The 13,884-nt window shown below is 56.8% G+C and carries 14 protein-coding genes; 7 read left to right on the top strand and 7 right to left on the bottom strand.

All coding sequences use genetic code 11. From position 1 onward, the window contains the following. Positions 1-34: 34 nt before the first annotated feature. From ccmA to ACEN2J_RS02490, 5 genes are read left to right on the top strand one after another with little or no spacing between them, the layout of a single operon-like run. Positions 35-664 (top strand): heme ABC exporter ATP-binding protein CcmA, encoded by a 630-nt coding sequence (gene ccmA, locus ACEN2J_RS02510; RefSeq protein WP_442103012.1) that lies wholly within the window; start codon positions 35-37, stop codon positions 662-664. Continuing rightward, a complete protein-coding gene (ccmB, locus tag ACEN2J_RS02505) occupies positions 661-1,317 on the top strand; it encodes a heme exporter protein CcmB (RefSeq protein ID WP_442103011.1) in 657 nt (218 codons plus the stop codon). The genes ccmA and ccmB overlap by 4 nt, the downstream gene beginning before the upstream one ends. A gap of 52 nt (positions 1,318-1,369) precedes the next feature. After that, the gene (locus ACEN2J_RS02500) at positions 1,370-2,098 is read left to right on the top strand and encodes a heme ABC transporter permease (protein ID WP_442103009.1); all 729 of its coding nucleotides are present in this window, start codon (positions 1,370-1,372) and stop codon (positions 2,096-2,098) included. Continuing rightward, on the top strand, positions 2,095-2,280 hold the full coding sequence (ccmD, locus tag ACEN2J_RS02495; protein ID WP_442103007.1) for a heme exporter protein CcmD: 186 nt from the start codon (positions 2,095-2,097) through the stop codon (positions 2,278-2,280). The genes ACEN2J_RS02500 and ccmD overlap by 4 nt, the downstream gene beginning before the upstream one ends. Next, positions 2,273-2,800 (top strand): DsbE family thiol:disulfide interchange protein, encoded by a 528-nt coding sequence (locus ACEN2J_RS02490; protein ID WP_442103005.1) that lies wholly within the window; start codon positions 2,273-2,275, stop codon positions 2,798-2,800. The genes ccmD and ACEN2J_RS02490 overlap by 8 nt, the downstream gene beginning before the upstream one ends. Before the next feature lie 139 nt (positions 2,801-2,939). Here the strand turns inward: ACEN2J_RS02490 and ACEN2J_RS02485 are convergent, their stop codons facing one another. Both ACEN2J_RS02485 and acnA read right to left on the bottom strand, forming a co-directional pair. Next, positions 2,940-3,086, bottom strand: a complete 147-nt coding sequence (locus tag ACEN2J_RS02485; protein ID WP_442103003.1) for a hypothetical protein — start codon at positions 3,084-3,086, stop codon at positions 2,940-2,942. Between the two features lie 138 nt (positions 3,087-3,224). After that, positions 3,225-5,915, bottom strand: a complete 2,691-nt coding sequence (gene acnA, locus ACEN2J_RS02480) for an aconitate hydratase AcnA (protein WP_442103001.1) — start codon at positions 5,913-5,915, stop codon at positions 3,225-3,227. Positions 5,916-6,166: 251 nt separating this feature from the next. On the opposite strand from acnA, the gene ACEN2J_RS02475 reads away from it, so the two are divergent. Next, entirely contained in the window at positions 6,167-6,868 is a 702-nt protein-coding gene (locus ACEN2J_RS02475; protein ID WP_442102999.1) for a DUF1223 domain-containing protein, read from the top strand. Positions 6,869-6,898: 30 nt separating this feature from the next. On the opposite strand, the gene ACEN2J_RS02470 is transcribed toward ACEN2J_RS02475, so the two are convergent. The 4 genes from ACEN2J_RS02470 to purB all read right to left on the bottom strand — a co-directional run bounded on the left by ACEN2J_RS02470 (position 6,899) and on the right by purB (position 11,402). Further along, positions 6,899-7,771 (bottom strand): lysophospholipid acyltransferase family protein, encoded by an 873-nt coding sequence (locus ACEN2J_RS02470; RefSeq protein ID WP_442102997.1) that lies wholly within the window; start codon positions 7,769-7,771, stop codon positions 6,899-6,901. Then, on the bottom strand, positions 7,771-8,673 hold the full coding sequence (locus ACEN2J_RS02465) for a DMT family transporter (RefSeq protein WP_442102995.1): 903 nt from the start codon (positions 8,671-8,673) through the stop codon (positions 7,771-7,773). The genes ACEN2J_RS02470 and ACEN2J_RS02465 overlap by 1 nt, the downstream gene beginning before the upstream one ends. A gap of 94 nt (positions 8,674-8,767) precedes the next feature. After that, the gene (locus tag ACEN2J_RS02460) at positions 8,768-9,850 is read right to left on the bottom strand and encodes a flagellar motor switch protein FliG (RefSeq protein WP_442102993.1); all 1,083 of its coding nucleotides are present in this window, start codon (positions 9,848-9,850) and stop codon (positions 8,768-8,770) included. A 247-nt stretch (positions 9,851-10,097) separates the two neighbouring features. Then, complete coding sequence (gene purB / locus ACEN2J_RS02455; protein ID WP_442102991.1) at positions 10,098-11,402, bottom strand: adenylosuccinate lyase; 1,305 nt, start codon at positions 11,400-11,402, stop codon at positions 10,098-10,100. 148 nt (positions 11,403-11,550) lie between these two features. Here purB and ACEN2J_RS02450 point away from each other — a divergent pair, with 148 nt between their 5' ends. Then, positions 11,551-12,330: a heme-dependent oxidative N-demethylase family protein gene (locus tag ACEN2J_RS02450; RefSeq protein WP_442102989.1), complete on the top strand. Its 780-nt coding sequence runs from the start codon at positions 11,551-11,553 to the stop codon at positions 12,328-12,330. Between the two features lie 474 nt (positions 12,331-12,804). On the opposite strand, the gene ACEN2J_RS02445 is transcribed toward ACEN2J_RS02450, so the two are convergent. Beyond that, positions 12,805-13,731 carry a hypothetical protein gene (locus ACEN2J_RS02445; protein ID WP_442102987.1) on the bottom strand — a complete coding sequence of 309 codons (927 nt, stop codon included), beginning with the start codon at positions 13,729-13,731 and terminating at the stop codon, positions 12,805-12,807. Between the last annotated feature and the right edge of the window lie 153 nt (positions 13,732-13,884).

Raw genomic sequence — 13,884 nt, 5'->3', positions numbered from 1 at the left:
TTCCGGCGCGGCATCTTGGGATAGGGCTGGTGTAATGGAATTGCGTGTAGATCAGCTTGCCGTGGCCCGTGGGGGTGTGACCGTGCTGGAGGGGGTGAGTTTTGCCCTGCCAGCTGGGCGCGGGCTGGTGCTGCGCGGGCCAAACGGGATTGGCAAAACCACGTTATTGCGCTGCGTGGCGGGGCTGCAACCCAGTGTGGCGGGCAGCGTGTCGGTTGGCGCAGAGGCGATTGCCTATGCCGCCCATGCCGACGGGCTGAAAACCACGCTGACTGTGACCGAAAACTTGGCCTTTTGGGCGGCGGTTTATGGCACGGCGCAGGTGGCTGATGCGTTGGCGCAGATGAATCTGGTTGACCTGCGCGACCGTCAGGCCGCGAACCTTTCGGCGGGGCAAAAGCGGCGGTTGGGGCTGGCGCGGTTGTTGGTAACTGGGCGGCCGATTTGGGTGCTGGATGAGCCGACAGTGTCGCTTGATACCGCATCTGTTGCGCTGTTTGGCGATGTGGTGCGCGGGCATTTGGCGCAAGGCGGGTCGGTGTTGATTGCCACGCATATCGATTTAGGCCTAGAGGCCGAAGTGCTGGATTTGGGGCCATATCGTGCTCGCAATGGCGATAGCGGCGGGGCGTTTGGTGCAGCGTTTGGCGGGGATTTCGCATGATCGCGCTGTTGGTTCGGGATATGCGGCTGGCGATGCGGGCGGGGGGCGGCTTTGGCCTTGGCCTTGCGTTTTTCTTGCTGGTGGCGGTGCTGGTGCCTTTGGGCGTGGGGCCAAACTCGGCGTTGCTGGCGAAAATCGCGCCGGGCATATTGTGGGTTGGTGCGTTGCTGGCCTGTTTGCTGAGCCTTGATCGCCTGTTTGCGCTGGATTTTGAAGATGGGTCGCTGGACCTTCTGGTGACTGCGCCAATTCCGTTGGAGGGCGCGGTGGCGGTTAAGGCGCTGGCGCATTGGCTGGTGACGGGGCTGCCGCTGACGCTGGTGGCGCCGGTGCTGGGGGTGCTGCTCAACTTGCCTGCGGCGGGGTATTTCTGGCTGGTGGTGTCATTGGCGGTGGGTACACCTGCGCTGTCAGTGATCGGGGCGTTTGGCGCGGCGTTGACGGTGGGGTTGAAACGCGGCGGGTTGCTGTTGTCGCTGCTGGTGCTGCCGCTCTATGTGCCGACGTTGATTTTTGGTGCCGAAGTGGTGAAGCGCGGGGCCGATGGAATGGCCACGGCCACGCCGCTTGCGCTGTTGGCCGCGATCACGGCGGGGGTGGCGGCGCTGCTGCCTTTTGCCTCGGCTGCGGCAATCCGTATCAACCTGCGGTGAGCAAACTGTGTTACAGCTTGCCGCCGAAACAAGGAAAGTTTAGCTAATCGCCATGTCACTTTGGGAATATGCAAATCCGCAGAAGTTTATGCAGCTGTCACGCTGGGTGTTACCCTTTGTGGCGGTGGCATCGGTGTTGTGCCTTGTGGTCGGGCTGGCTTGGGGGTTTTTCTGGACGCCAGACGATTATAAACAAGGATCAACGGTCAAGATTTTTTATCTGCATGTGCCCGCCGCGATGATGGCAATCAATGTCTGGGTGATGATGTTGGTTACGTCCCTCGTGTGGCTGGTACGGCGGCACCATGTGTCGGCCTTGGCGGCCAAGGCGGCGGCGCCGATTGGGTTGACGTTCACGCTGATCGCGCTGGCAACCGGCGCACTGTGGGGCCAGCCGATGTGGGGAACGTGGTGGGCATGGGACCCGCGTTTGACCAGCTTTTTGATTTTGGCGCTGTTCTATCTGGGCTATATCGCGCTGTGGCAAGCGGTAGATGACCCCGATACCGCCGCCGATTTGACCAGCGTTTTGTGCATCGTTGGGTCTGTTTTTGCGCTGCTGTCGCGCTATGCGGTGAATTTCTGGAACCAAGGGCTGCATCAAGGTGCGTCCCTGTCGCTGGATAAAAAAGAGAACGTGGCGGATGTATTTTGGTACCCCGCGTTGGTGTGTATCGCGGGGTTTGTGCTGCTGTTCATATCTTTGGTGTTGCTGCGGACGCGGACGGAAATTCGGTCGCGGCGTTTGGCTGCGCTGTTGGCACGGGAGCGGATGGGATGATGCCAGAACTTGGGAAATATGCGGGCGCGGTGCTGGGGTCTTATGCGGCCTCGCTCGGGCTGATTGTGGTTTTGGTCGCGTGGAGCCTGTGGCGAAGCGCGCGGGTGCGCAAGACGTTGGCTGAGGTCGAGGCGCGGGCGTCCAAGGCCGCGATGAAAGCAAAGGCTAAAAAACATGGCTAAGGTATTGATGTTCTTGCCGCCTGTATTGTTTGCAGGCTTGGCAGCTTTGTTCATCGTCGGGATGAATCGCGACGACCCTGACAACTTGCCATCGGTGCTTGCGGGTAAGCCTGCACCTGCGGTGCGCGTGACGCCTTTGGGCGAGGGGCCTGTGTTTGCAGATGCCGATTTGCGCCTGCCGGGCGTGAAGCTGGTGAATTTTTTCGCCAGCTGGTGCGCACCATGCCGTGCCGAGCATCCGATATTGGAGAAACTGTCGGGTGAAGGGATCACGATTTATGGTGTGAACTATAAGGACCGCGTCGAGGATGCGCAGGGGTTCTTGGGCGAGCTGGGCAATCCCTATACTGCGATTGGCCAAGATGGCGGGCGGATGGCCTTGGATTGGGGCGTTTATGGCGTGCCCGAGACCTATGTGATTGATGGCGCGGGCCAGATTATTTTGCGCTTTGCCGGGCCGATTACAGAGCAAGAGCTGGAACGGAGCATTCGGCCAGCGATTGCCGAGGCGTCAAAGTAACGCCCGATTTTTTAACAAAAAATCACAGGAAAAAGGAGGGGGCTGTCTGCCCCCTATGCCGTTTGCTGCTGCAAACGGCCCCCCGAGGATATTTTCGCCGAACAGAAAGCCGTGAATTTGCCAAAGCGAGGCGCGGATTTCAAAGCTGGGTTTGCATGATGACCATCAAGCCGAGGCCGATGAGGGCCGGGGCCCATGGCAGCGGTTCTGCGATGCCGGGTCGGGGTTTGCAGCGTTGCAGGTGAATATCAATGTCGGAATGTGACGCGAAGCGTTGGAAGCGCATGTTGCCGGGCCTTTGGTGGTGAATGTGAGCTTCATTATCCGACCAAGGCTTTAACAGCGGTATAACAGCATATGTTTGGCATGAAAAAAGCGCCCCGATGGGGCGCTTTTCTGTCGCAGTTTTTTCAAGAGTCGTGGCTTAGGCTGTTTTTGCCAAGTTGCGCAGCACATAGTGCAACACGCCGCCATGCTCGACATATTCCTTTTCAATCGCCGTATCGATCCGGCATTTGATTTGGATCGTCTTGGTTTTACCATCGGCATAGGTGATGTGGCACGGTACCGACGACAAAGGCTTAAGATCGCCTGCCAAGCCTTCGATGCTGACCAGTTCGTCACCTGTCAGGCCCAAGGTTTTGCGGGTGTCGCCACCGGTGAATTCGAACGGGATCACGCCCATGCCAACGAGGTTGGAGCGGTGGATCCGTTCAAACGATTCCGCGATAACGGCCTTGACGCCCAACAGTGCGGTGCCTTTGGCGGCCCAGTCACGGCTGGAGCCTGCGCCGTATTCGATGCCACCAAAGATGACCAGCGGGGTGCCAGCCTCTTGATAGGCCATCGACGCATCAAAGATCGATGTTTGCACGCCATCCGGCCCTTTGGTGTAGCCACCTTCTACGCCATCTAGCATCTCGTTTTTGATGCGGATGTTGGCGAAGGTGCCGCGCATCATCACTTCGTGGTTCCCACGGCGCGAGCCGTAAGAGTTGAAGTCTTTGGGCGCAACCTGACGCTCCACGAGGTATTTACCAGCAGGTGAGGTGGCACTGAACGAGCCTGCAGGCGAGATGTGGTCGGTGGTGATCATATCGCCGAGCAGCGCCAAAACGCGGGCATCTTTGATATCTGCAATCACGCCCGGCGTTTTTGCCATGCCGCGGAAATAGGGCGGGTTTTGGATATAAGTCGAGCTTGCTGGCCAGTCGTAGGTTTCCGAATCTGGCGTCTTAACGGCTTGCCATTTTTCGTCGCCCTTGAACACATCGGCGTATTTTTTCAAGAAGGCAGCGCGGGTCACGGTGCTTTCGACCAGCTCGGCGATTTCTTGGTTGGTGGGCCAGATGTCTTTCAGATAGACGTCTTGACCGTCCGAGCCGATGCCCAGCGGTTCGGTCGTCAGGTCGATGTTCATGTCACCTGCCAGCGCATAGGCCACCACGAGCGGTGGGGAGGCGAGGTAGTTGGCGCGAACGTCAGGCGAAATGCGGCCTTCAAAGTTGCGGTTGCCCGACAGAACGGCAGTCGCAACAAGGTCACCCTCGGCAATAGCGGCCGAGATTTCGGGCTGCAGCGGGCCAGAGTTGCCGATGCAGGTGGTGCAGCCATAGCCGACCAAGTTGAAGCCGATGGCATCAAGGTCTTCTTGCAGGTTTGCGGCTTCAAGATATTCCGACACGACCTGCGAACCGGGGGCAAGCGATGTTTTCACCCAAGGTTTGCGGTTCAAGCCCAAAGCGCGGGCTTTGCGTGCCACCAAACCGGCGCCGATCATGACGTAAGGGTTGGAGGTGTTGGTGCACGAGGTGATCGAGGCGATAACAACCTTGCCCGAAGACATGGTGTAATCTTCACCAGCGACGGCAACTTCTTTGCCCAATGGGCGCTTGAAGGTCGCTTCCATTTCCTTGGCAAAACCGGCTTTGGATTGGGTCAATGCCACGTAATCTTGAGGGCGCTTGGGGCCAGAGATCGCAGGGACGATGGTGCCCATGTCGAGCTCCAGCGTCGAGGTGTAGATCGGTGCATAATCGGCATCGCGCCACATGCCGTTGGCCTTGGCATAGGCTTCGACCAAGGCAATACGGTCCTCATCACGGCCCGAGTTGCGCAGGTAGCGCAGGGTCTCGTTGTCGATTGGGAAAAAGCCGCAGGTTGCGCCATATTCCGGTGCCATGTTGGCGATGGTTGCGCGGTCAGCCAGTGGCAGTTTGTCCAAACCTTCGCCGTAAAATTCGACGAATTTGCTGACAACGCCGTGGGCGCGCAGCATTTGAACGACTTTCAGCACGAGGTCGGTCGCAGTTGTGCCCTCGATCATTTCGCCGGTCAGTTTAAAGCCAACAACTTCGGGGATCAGCATGGAGACGGGCTGGCCCAGCATTGCGGCCTCGGCCTCAATCCCGCCAACGCCCCAACCCAGAACGGCCAAACCGTTGACCATGGTCGTGTGGCTGTCGGTCCCTACAAGCGTGTCTGGATAGGCCACGTCTTGGCCGTGTTGGTCTTTGTCTGTCCAAACCGTTTGCGCCAGATATTCAAGGTTTACCTGGTGGCAAATGCCGGTGCCTGGGGGCACAACGCGGAAGTTGTTAAAGGCGTTTTGGCCCCATTTCAGGAAGGTGTAGCGTTCAATGTTACGCTCATATTCACGCTCGACGTTCATCTTGAATGCGCGCGGGTTGCCGAATTCATCGATCATGACCGAGTGGTCGATGACCAGATCAACAGGCGCCAAAGGGTTGATTTGCTGTGCGTTTCCGCCAAGACCGATGATGCCGTCACGCATGGCGGCAAGGTCAACCACGGCAGGAACACCGGTGAAATCTTGCATCAACACGCGGGCAGGGCGGTAGGCGATTTCGCGCGGGTTTTTGCCGCCGTTTACGGCCCATTCGGCGAATGCTTTAATGTCATCCACCGAGACGGTTTTGCCATCTTCAAAGCGGAGCATGTTTTCCAGCACGACTTTAAGGGCTGCTGGCAGCTTGGTGAAATCACCAAGGCCGGCCTCTTGCGCGGCGGGAATCGAGTAATAGGCGATGGATGAGCCGCCCGCAGTTAGGGTGCGGCGGGTCTTGGTGCTGTCATGTCCGACGGTTACGGTCATTTCTAACCTCCTGGCTGGCGTGAATGTCGATTTCTTCCCTTGGGTAATGCCCGTAAAAGGGTATTTGTGCAAGGGAGTCGTGTCTTTGTATACAATAGTATGCCGAAAATCCAGCCCCCTTTTTTCCGCATTTTACGTGTCTCTAAAATGCCAGCGCAGAGGGTTGTAACGTGGCCTCGCAAAACCTTGATTGGCCCCAGCGCGCTGATATGGCTAAACAGGGAAAGACTAGGGGAAATGGGAACAACAGTATGAAAAACACGCTCACAGCCATTTGCGCCGGATGGGTGTCTATGGCCGCGCCGGTATTTGCGCAAAGCAACGACGCGGTTGTGGTTGAACTGTTTACATCACAGGGCTGCTCGTCTTGTCCGGCGGCTGATGCATTGATGACCGAGTTGAGCAAAGACCCGCGTCTGCTGGCATTGTCATTGCATGTGGATTACTGGGATTACCTTGGCTGGAAAGACAAGTTTGCCAGCCCGCAGTTTACACAACGTCAAAAAGCCTATGCCCATCATGCGAAGGACAAGATGGTTTATACGCCGCAAGCGATTGTTCAGGGGAAATATCGCCTTATTGGCAATCGCGCGGCTGAGCTTGGCGCGGCGGTTGAAAAGCAGTTGTCGCAAACGGCACCGGGTCGCGTGCGGCTGACCCGTAACGGAGACATGCTTTCGATCGAGGCCGTGCCGGTTGGCGGCGTGCATGGTCCTATTCGGGTGCAACTGGTGCGCTATTCACCCACGGAAACGGTTCAGATTGAGCGTGGCGAAAATTCTGGAAAAGCAATTACCTATACCAATGTTGTGACATCCTGGACTGTAGTGGGCAAGTGGGATGGCGCGACCGAATTGGACATGCAGGTGCCTGTTGACGGCAACGCAGGGCTGGCCGTTATTCTGCAAGCCGAAGGTCCTGCCGAGATTGTTGCAGCCGCTACATTGCGCTAAGGTGCTTTTCCAGATTAGGTATTTAGTCGTTCACTTCCAGCGACGGTGTATCCAAAACCATTGATCCAAATGCTTGCGCACCAGACGCTCAAGCGAGTCGTTTAACGCTTGGGTCATGTCTTTTGCGGTGCCATGCGGGATCGGTGGCTCGATTATAATATCAAAATCAAGGCCGCCAGCCCGGCGCACCGCGTAGGTCGGCACCACAAGGGCGTCATATTTTAACGCCAACTCGGCTGCGGACAGGGCGGTCATTGCGGGGTGGCCAAAAAAAGATAGCGGCGCGCCGTGGCCCATATGTTGATCGATCAACAGCCCCAACATTCCACCAGACCGCAAAAAACGCACCATATCCGCCAGCCCTGCGCGGCCACGTGGAAAAACCGGCGTGCCGATGCGAGAGATGGCCTTGACGTAATGCGCGTTGAAATCGGCCTCGCCCATTGGCCGGTACAGCGCACCAACCCGATAGCCGCGCGCGATAAGGGCGGCGCGGCTGGCATCGTAATTTCCGAAATGCCCTGTCACCAAAATCACAGGGCGCCCATCGGCATGCGCCTGATCTAGCGCGGTCAAGCCCTCGCCTTTTAGCGGCTCGGCGGCGGCGCGGGCGATGAATTCCTCGCCAGAGTAAATCTCAATCAAGGTGCGGCCAACATTGCGGGGCACGGCGCGCATCATGCGCTTTACCTCATCGGGCGGTAAGTCGGGCAAAACCAGAGCAAGGTTGTCGCGCACACGTTTATCATAGCCCGCAATCGGCGCGATGATATAGGCCATCACCCAACCACACAGGGGGACCCGCCACCGGTAGGGCAGGGCCAGCAACGCCCCAATCAAACCGCGCAACAGTATGTTGCGCATCCGCGTGGTCCGTTTTTCGGGTTTGATTTTTTTTACCATCAGCCTGTCAGTTTGCCTGCCCGCGCGGTGCGGGTCTCACGGTGCCAAACATAAAGCCCCGCAGCGACGATCACAAGCGCACCGATGACTGTCCAATGATCGGGATAGTTTCCAAAGAACAAAATCCCCCAAACTGTTGCGAATAAAATTCCGGCATAGGCGAAGGGGGCGACGGACGATGCCTCGGCCAAAGTGAAGGCGCGGATGATGCAAAGCTGGGCCACGGTACCGAGCAGGCCAACGAGTGCAAATCTGGGCAAGTCTGTGCTGGTAATGGGAACCCAAAAGAAGGGTAAGGTTAGGCTGGCCAACGCGGTGCAAATGACCGAGGTAAAGACCATCGAGGTCCATGCGCTTTCCTTAGGGCCGATCCAGCGCGTGATCAGTGCGTTTGCCGCATAGCTGGTTGCGCCGATCAACGGCAAAAGGGCCGCTGGTGAAAACACAGCAGCACCGGGGCGCAGAATAATCAGCGCACCGCAGAGTGCCGCGAAAACACCAAAAATACGGCGCGGGCCCAGTTTTTCGCCCAAGAATAGCGCCGCACCTATGGTGATGAAAACAGGGTTCGTGTCGATCAAAGCCGTTGCCTCGGCAAGGCCGATATAGGCGAGGCTGGTGAAAAAGAACGCAGTCGAGCCGATTTGGGTGATAGCACGCGCGATATGGACGCCAAGGTATTTTGTGCGCAAATGGCTTAAAAAACGATGACGTAGTAGGAATAAGACCAAAAGAAATTGGCCCAGAAACCGGACCCAAACCAACATGGGGGCTGGATAGCGATCGACCATCGCTTTGACGGTGGCATCCATTAAGGTAAAGCAGAAGATGGCGAGCAGCATGAACAGAATGCCGGCCCCATTTGCGCCAATACTGGGGCGGGCGGATAGGGAGAGCTTCATGCGGGGTCCAATTTGCAAAGATCAAGCCACAGGCTAACGTGCTTTTGCCGAAGTAAAAAGCAAAAGCGCGTTTATTGACCATTTAGTCAGGCCGCTATTGATCCTCTTCTTGGATCAGGGCCAATTCGCCCGAGGTTTCCAAAGATCGGATCGCTGTAATGATAGCCGATTGCGCGGCCTCTCCGTCTTTTTCCTTTACCTTTCCACGCTCGGCAACCTCTTCGCGCAGCGATTGCGCCATGCGTTGTGACATGTTGGAAAGAAAAAAATCGGCGGTAGCGGTTTGGGCGGCATTGCTTGCAGCCATCGCGAGGGCGGTTACCAAAACAGGTTGTTCGACAATACGGGTGATTTTTGGCACATCCCTTGGGCTAACCCGAGACGGGATATGGACGAAGGTAAAGATTGCCTTACGCACACGCAGTGCAAAGTCTTCATCATCCAAATCAAGACCGGCCAGCACCTCATCGCGGATCAGTTGCGGGGTCACGTTCAGAATCGCGCCGACACGCTCGACAGGCCCGGTGTCAAAGGCCCGCGCTGGCAGGTTTTCAAGCTGGGTTACCAAGGACAGGCCGATCCGGCGTACGGTTTCGGGGTCGACGTTACCGGTGCGCGATACGGCAAAGGCAACGCGCCGCGCGCGTTCACCATCAAGCTTGCCTAGCAACTCGGCGGCTTTTGGTACAGCCAGTTTGGACAGCATCACAGCGGCAATTTCGACGCTTTCTTCTTCAAGCACCGGCAGCAAACGTTCCAACGGCAGGGCCGCGATTCTGTCCCAAGGGTCGGCGCGGGATGAGGCGCCTGCAAGGCGCCGCAGGCGGCTGGCAGCGGTCGAGGAAATATGGCCGTCCATAATTGACAATGCCCCCTCTATCCCGCCGGGAAAGGACAGGCCCACCTCTTCCAATTCTGTGACAAACTCAATGACCACACGGTCAAGTGTGCGGCGGTCAATCAACCGCATTTTACTCATTTGTTCGGCAAGCGAGGCTTGGATATGTTCAGGCAGGCCTGAGAGTGTTATCGGCGCGCCTTTGGCAAGCATAAGCCGCACAATCACCGCCGCTTTTTCGCGGTTGGTTAGGTTGCGCCTGCTGGCCCGCCGTTCTTTGTTCGGCGCATGGGCGATGCCGGGCGAAATTTGCGCAAGATCTGTTATACCGCCGTCCATGTGGCCCCCATTTTGCTAAAAGCTCTAGAGGCTACGTTGTCAGGTTTGGGTTAACACGAGCTTACGTTTCACGGGTTTGGCCCACCCGGTCACCTTTTATCCCGAAGCCGGCACACAAGAGTCTCTATCCACGTCCCTCATGCCAATTTATCGCAGGCGGGCCATGATAAAATGAAAAGGGCAGGCAGAAAATCTGCATGCCCTTTGCTGTAGGTTCGGACTGGCGGTCAGGCCAGATCAGCGGGGATTAGGCCCCAAAGACGCGCTTGAAGATCGTGTCGACATGTTTGGTGTGGTAATCCATGTCAAACTTCTCATTGATGCCATCGACGCCAAGGGCGGCCACAACTTCGGCATCCGCCAGCAATTCTTCGCGGAAATCAACGCGGTCTTCCCATACTTTCAAGGCGTTACGCTGCACCATGGAATAGGCCGCCTCACGGCTAACGCCGGCCTGAGTCAGGGCAAGCAAAACGCGCTGCGACATAACAAGGCCCGGAAATTTGTTCATGTTATCCAGCATGTTCTGCGGGAAAATCAGCATTTTATCGACAACGCCAGTCAAACGGTTCAGCGCGAAATCCAGCGTGATGGTGGAATCGGGGCCAATCGCACGCTCTACGCTCGAATGCGAGATATCGCGCTCATGCCACAGCGCCACGTTTTCCATCGCGGGGATCACCGACATCCGCACAAGGCGCGCAAGGCCAGTCAGGTTTTCCGTCAAAACAGGGTTCTTTTTGTGCGGCATCGCAGACGAGCCTTTTTGACCCATAGAGAAGAACTCGGCCCCTTCCAGCACTTCGGTGCGCTGCATGTGGCGAATCTCAATCGCGACGTTTTCAATCGAGGACGCAATCACACCCAGCACGGCAAAGAACATGGCGTGGCGGTCGCGCGGGATAACTTGGGTGCTAATAGGTTCTGGTGTCAGGCCCAGCTTGGCGCAGACATGTTCCTCAACTCGTGGATCGATATTGGCGAAAGTGCCAACAGCGCCAGAAATAGCGCCCGTGGCAATCTCTTCGCGCACGGCCTTTAGGCGGGCAAGGTTGCGGTCCATCTCGGCGTAAAAGCGCGCGAAGGTGAGGCCCATTGTGGTGGGTTCAGCGTGGATGCCGTGGCTGCGGCCAACGCGGACCGTGTTCTTATGCTCCATCGCGCGGCGTTTCAGGGCGGCCAGCAGGGCCACCAGATCGGCGATCAGAATGTCTGATGCGCGCACTAGCTGCACGTTCAAGCAGGTATCCAAAACATCCGAAGACGTCATGCCTTGATGCACAAACCGCGCCTCATCCGATCCGACATGCTCGGCCAGATGGGTCAGAAAGGCGATCACGTCATGCTTGGTAACGGCTTCAATCTCGTCAATGCGGGCCACATCAAACGTCACGTCCTTGGCCTTCCACACCGCATCGGCGTTTTCGCGCGGGATGGTGCCCAGATCGGCCATTGCGTCGCAGGCATGTGCCTCAATCTCAAACCAGATCTTGAACTTGGTTTCCGGCGACCAGATGGCAACCATTTCAGGGCGGGAATAACGGGGGATCATGGGGCAGAGCCTTTCATTTGGGCAGCAAGGGCATTGCGTCAGGGATGCCCCATCCCATAGTGCGCGATGAACGCAAGGGCAAGCCGAAGCCGATAAGGCAAGGCAAAATCGGCTTTTCCAGGGGCAAATCCTGCGATATGTCTGGCCGATGAACGCGATTTTGCACCAAAGCCTACCTGCCATGCCATGGCTTGACCCGCGCCTTGCCCGGTTGCCCGGGGTCATGCCTGTCGAAAACGACGCGTGGCTGCTGCGCGATGAAGTCTTCGCACTGCAAATGGCCGAGCGTGACCGTCTGATAACTGGCGGGGCAAAGGTGCATGGGCTGTTGCCAATGGCGCAGGCGGCAGCCGAGGAAACCTATGATTTGGTGCTGGCCAAACTGTCCCAAGACAGCAGCTACAAGATTGGTGCCCAAGAGGCCCTGCGCCCTGATGGTGTTAGGGTTGCGCTTAACCGTGACAATCCGCTGCGCAGCCTCGGGCGCTTGGTCCAAGAGGATCTGTGCCTGATGCTGCCAGACGGGCAGGGCGAACACCTGCTTGGCGGCGCGATCCTGTGCTTTCCCGCCAGTTGGTCGCTTGAAGAAAAGCTCGGCGCGCCAATGTCACGCATCCATGTGCCTGTGCCCGAATATGATGCCAACATCGCACGGCGGGTGCAGCGCCTGCTGGATGCGGTCCAGTCAGGGCGCCCGATCTGGCGGATGAACCACAACCTTTATGCCAATCCCGATCTGTTTCACCCGCGCAGCGAAAAAGATCCACGCATCGACACCACCCCCAAATACCTTCGCGCGGAACGGCAATGCTTACTGCGCTTGCCCGTGACCCAAGCCGTACTGTTTACCATCCACACCTATGTGCTGCCGCTCGACTCCTTGGAACCAGATCATAGCACTGCCCTTTTTAAGGCACATAGCACCTAACCCCGTTTTCTGTTCGGTACAAATATCTCGATCGGCGCATTTTTCAAAAACGGCGCCTTTGGTGAATGGCCCCTAAAGCCCAGAGGGGGGGCAGCGCCCCTGCCTCTCTTTATCCTGTAGGATGGCAATGCTATGCCTCGTTTTGGCGGGCCAAACCGGTTGATGCGCCTGCTGACCCTAACCACGGCCGAAGGGCTTTCGCTGCGTCAGATCCGTGACGAATCGCACATGTTGCCGTAAGACAACATGGCCTGCGGCACCGCGCGGTTTGACCATTTGCAGGTGACAAAAATCGCTTGCCGCTTATGGCGCGAGGGCGCGCCTGCCTATGATTCAACCGGAAATACCGTGCTAATCGGGGCGAACCTGTTGTTTGCGATGCTGCGCATTTTGCGGGTGCGTCGCAAAAGGGCAAGTAAGGCGGTCTCACCACATAGGGACCGCCCTTTGCCAAACCTGAAGGCCGGTTTGCGATTACGAAAACAGCATACTCAACGGCATGGCTGGGATCATGTTGGAATATGCAAGCATAAAACCCGTCAGCGTGATCGCTTGGGCCGAGCGCCTAAGATCGCCACCGTTGTAGATATGATAGCCCAACATCGCCACGCCAACCGGCAGACAGACGACAACCATCGTTGTATCCAAAGCTATGGTCGTAAATCGGACAAAAGTTGAGTTTTTTTGCGATCCAACCGAATTGGGCTGGTCTGGCGCATCGTAAAGGGCGGCGCGAATGGCGCGGAGCCGGTCACTGTCATGGTAAGGTCCAGGGGCTACGTCATTTGCAATATCAACTGGGTCGTTCCCGTTAAACGCTGCGCCTGCTTGCTGTCGGCCAGCCCCTTTTGCACGAAACTGAGCGGACCGGTTTGACGCGGCTGACATGTGAATGACATTCTCATGGGGCGGCCGCTCTGGTTCGACAACAATCGCGGGGTCCTCTAAATCCACATTCGTAGATTTGCTTTGTGTTGGCGCGATGTCTTGGAAAAAATCATCAACAATTTCAGAGGTGACGCTTCCCGGGATCTGCATCCAATAGACCGGCTTGATTTCATAACAGGTGCATACCCGTTCAACGATCATACTGCACATCTGTTCGTACGCGATTTTCGGTTCTTGCCCATGCGGCGCCGCAAATGAAGGACCAACGCTGATAAACAAGCAATCTGGCGTGGTTTCATGAATTGAAATCGCTTCTTCCTCTAGGGCCAAAACGATTCGCGTACCTTCAAAATCGAAAGTCGCAATGTCGTCATGATCCCATGTCTGGGTATAGCCGTTGTGCTGCGATCTCGCGAGCGACCGCCGCATTTCGCCTACAACATGGGCGAAGTTGATTTTTGAACTTGTTTTACTGGTTACCAGGGCAATTGTACTCGTTGGTGTGATCGACATTTCGAGGTCCCCTTCTGGTTGTCAATTGCAACCTACAGAGAAAATGAAGCTAAACTTTGTATCCAATATGGCATTTAAACTTTGATTGTTGTTCATTTTGCCAATTGTTGAACACAATTAAAAAAAGCCGCCCGAAGGCGGCCTTTGTTTCTA

The organism is Pseudorhodobacter sp. W20_MBD10_FR17 (assembly GCF_052119765.1).
Lineage (GTDB): Bacteria > Pseudomonadota > Alphaproteobacteria > Rhodobacterales > Rhodobacteraceae > Pseudorhodobacter.
Note: the sequence above shows the minus strand (reverse complement) of the source record. Positions and strands in the feature narration are given on the sequence as shown.

Excerpts from the sequence above, each read along its gene's own strand:
- ccmA (WP_442103012.1), top strand. The coding sequence starts at position 35 with ATGGAATTGCGTGTAGATCAGCTTGCCGTGGCCCGTGGGGGTGTGACC.
- ccmB (WP_442103011.1), top strand. The coding sequence starts at position 661 with ATGATCGCGCTGTTGGTTCGGGATATGCGGCTGGCGATGCGGGCGGGG.
- ACEN2J_RS02500 (WP_442103009.1), top strand. The coding sequence starts at position 1,370 with ATGTCACTTTGGGAATATGCAAATCCGCAGAAGTTTATGCAGCTGTCA.
- ccmD (WP_442103007.1), top strand. The coding sequence starts at position 2,095 with ATGATGCCAGAACTTGGGAAATATGCGGGCGCGGTGCTGGGGTCTTAT.
- ACEN2J_RS02490 (WP_442103005.1), top strand. The coding sequence starts at position 2,273 with ATGGCTAAGGTATTGATGTTCTTGCCGCCTGTATTGTTTGCAGGCTTG.
- ACEN2J_RS02485 (WP_442103003.1), bottom strand. The coding sequence starts at position 3,086 with ATGCGCTTCCAACGCTTCGCGTCACATTCCGACATTGATATTCACCTG.
- acnA (WP_442103001.1), bottom strand. The coding sequence starts at position 5,915 with ATGACCGTAACCGTCGGACATGACAGCACCAAGACCCGCCGCACCCTA.
- ACEN2J_RS02475 (WP_442102999.1), top strand. The coding sequence starts at position 6,167 with ATGAAAAACACGCTCACAGCCATTTGCGCCGGATGGGTGTCTATGGCC.
- ACEN2J_RS02470 (WP_442102997.1), bottom strand. The coding sequence starts at position 7,771 with ATGGTAAAAAAAATCAAACCCGAAAAACGGACCACGCGGATGCGCAAC.
- ACEN2J_RS02465 (WP_442102995.1), bottom strand. The coding sequence starts at position 8,673 with ATGAAGCTCTCCCTATCCGCCCGCCCCAGTATTGGCGCAAATGGGGCC.
- ACEN2J_RS02460 (WP_442102993.1), bottom strand. The coding sequence starts at position 9,850 with ATGGACGGCGGTATAACAGATCTTGCGCAAATTTCGCCCGGCATCGCC.
- purB (WP_442102991.1), bottom strand. The coding sequence starts at position 11,402 with ATGATCCCCCGTTATTCCCGCCCTGAAATGGTTGCCATCTGGTCGCCG.
- ACEN2J_RS02450 (WP_442102989.1), top strand. The coding sequence starts at position 11,551 with ATGAACGCGATTTTGCACCAAAGCCTACCTGCCATGCCATGGCTTGAC.
- ACEN2J_RS02445 (WP_442102987.1), bottom strand. The coding sequence starts at position 13,731 with ATGTCGATCACACCAACGAGTACAATTGCCCTGGTAACCAGTAAAACA.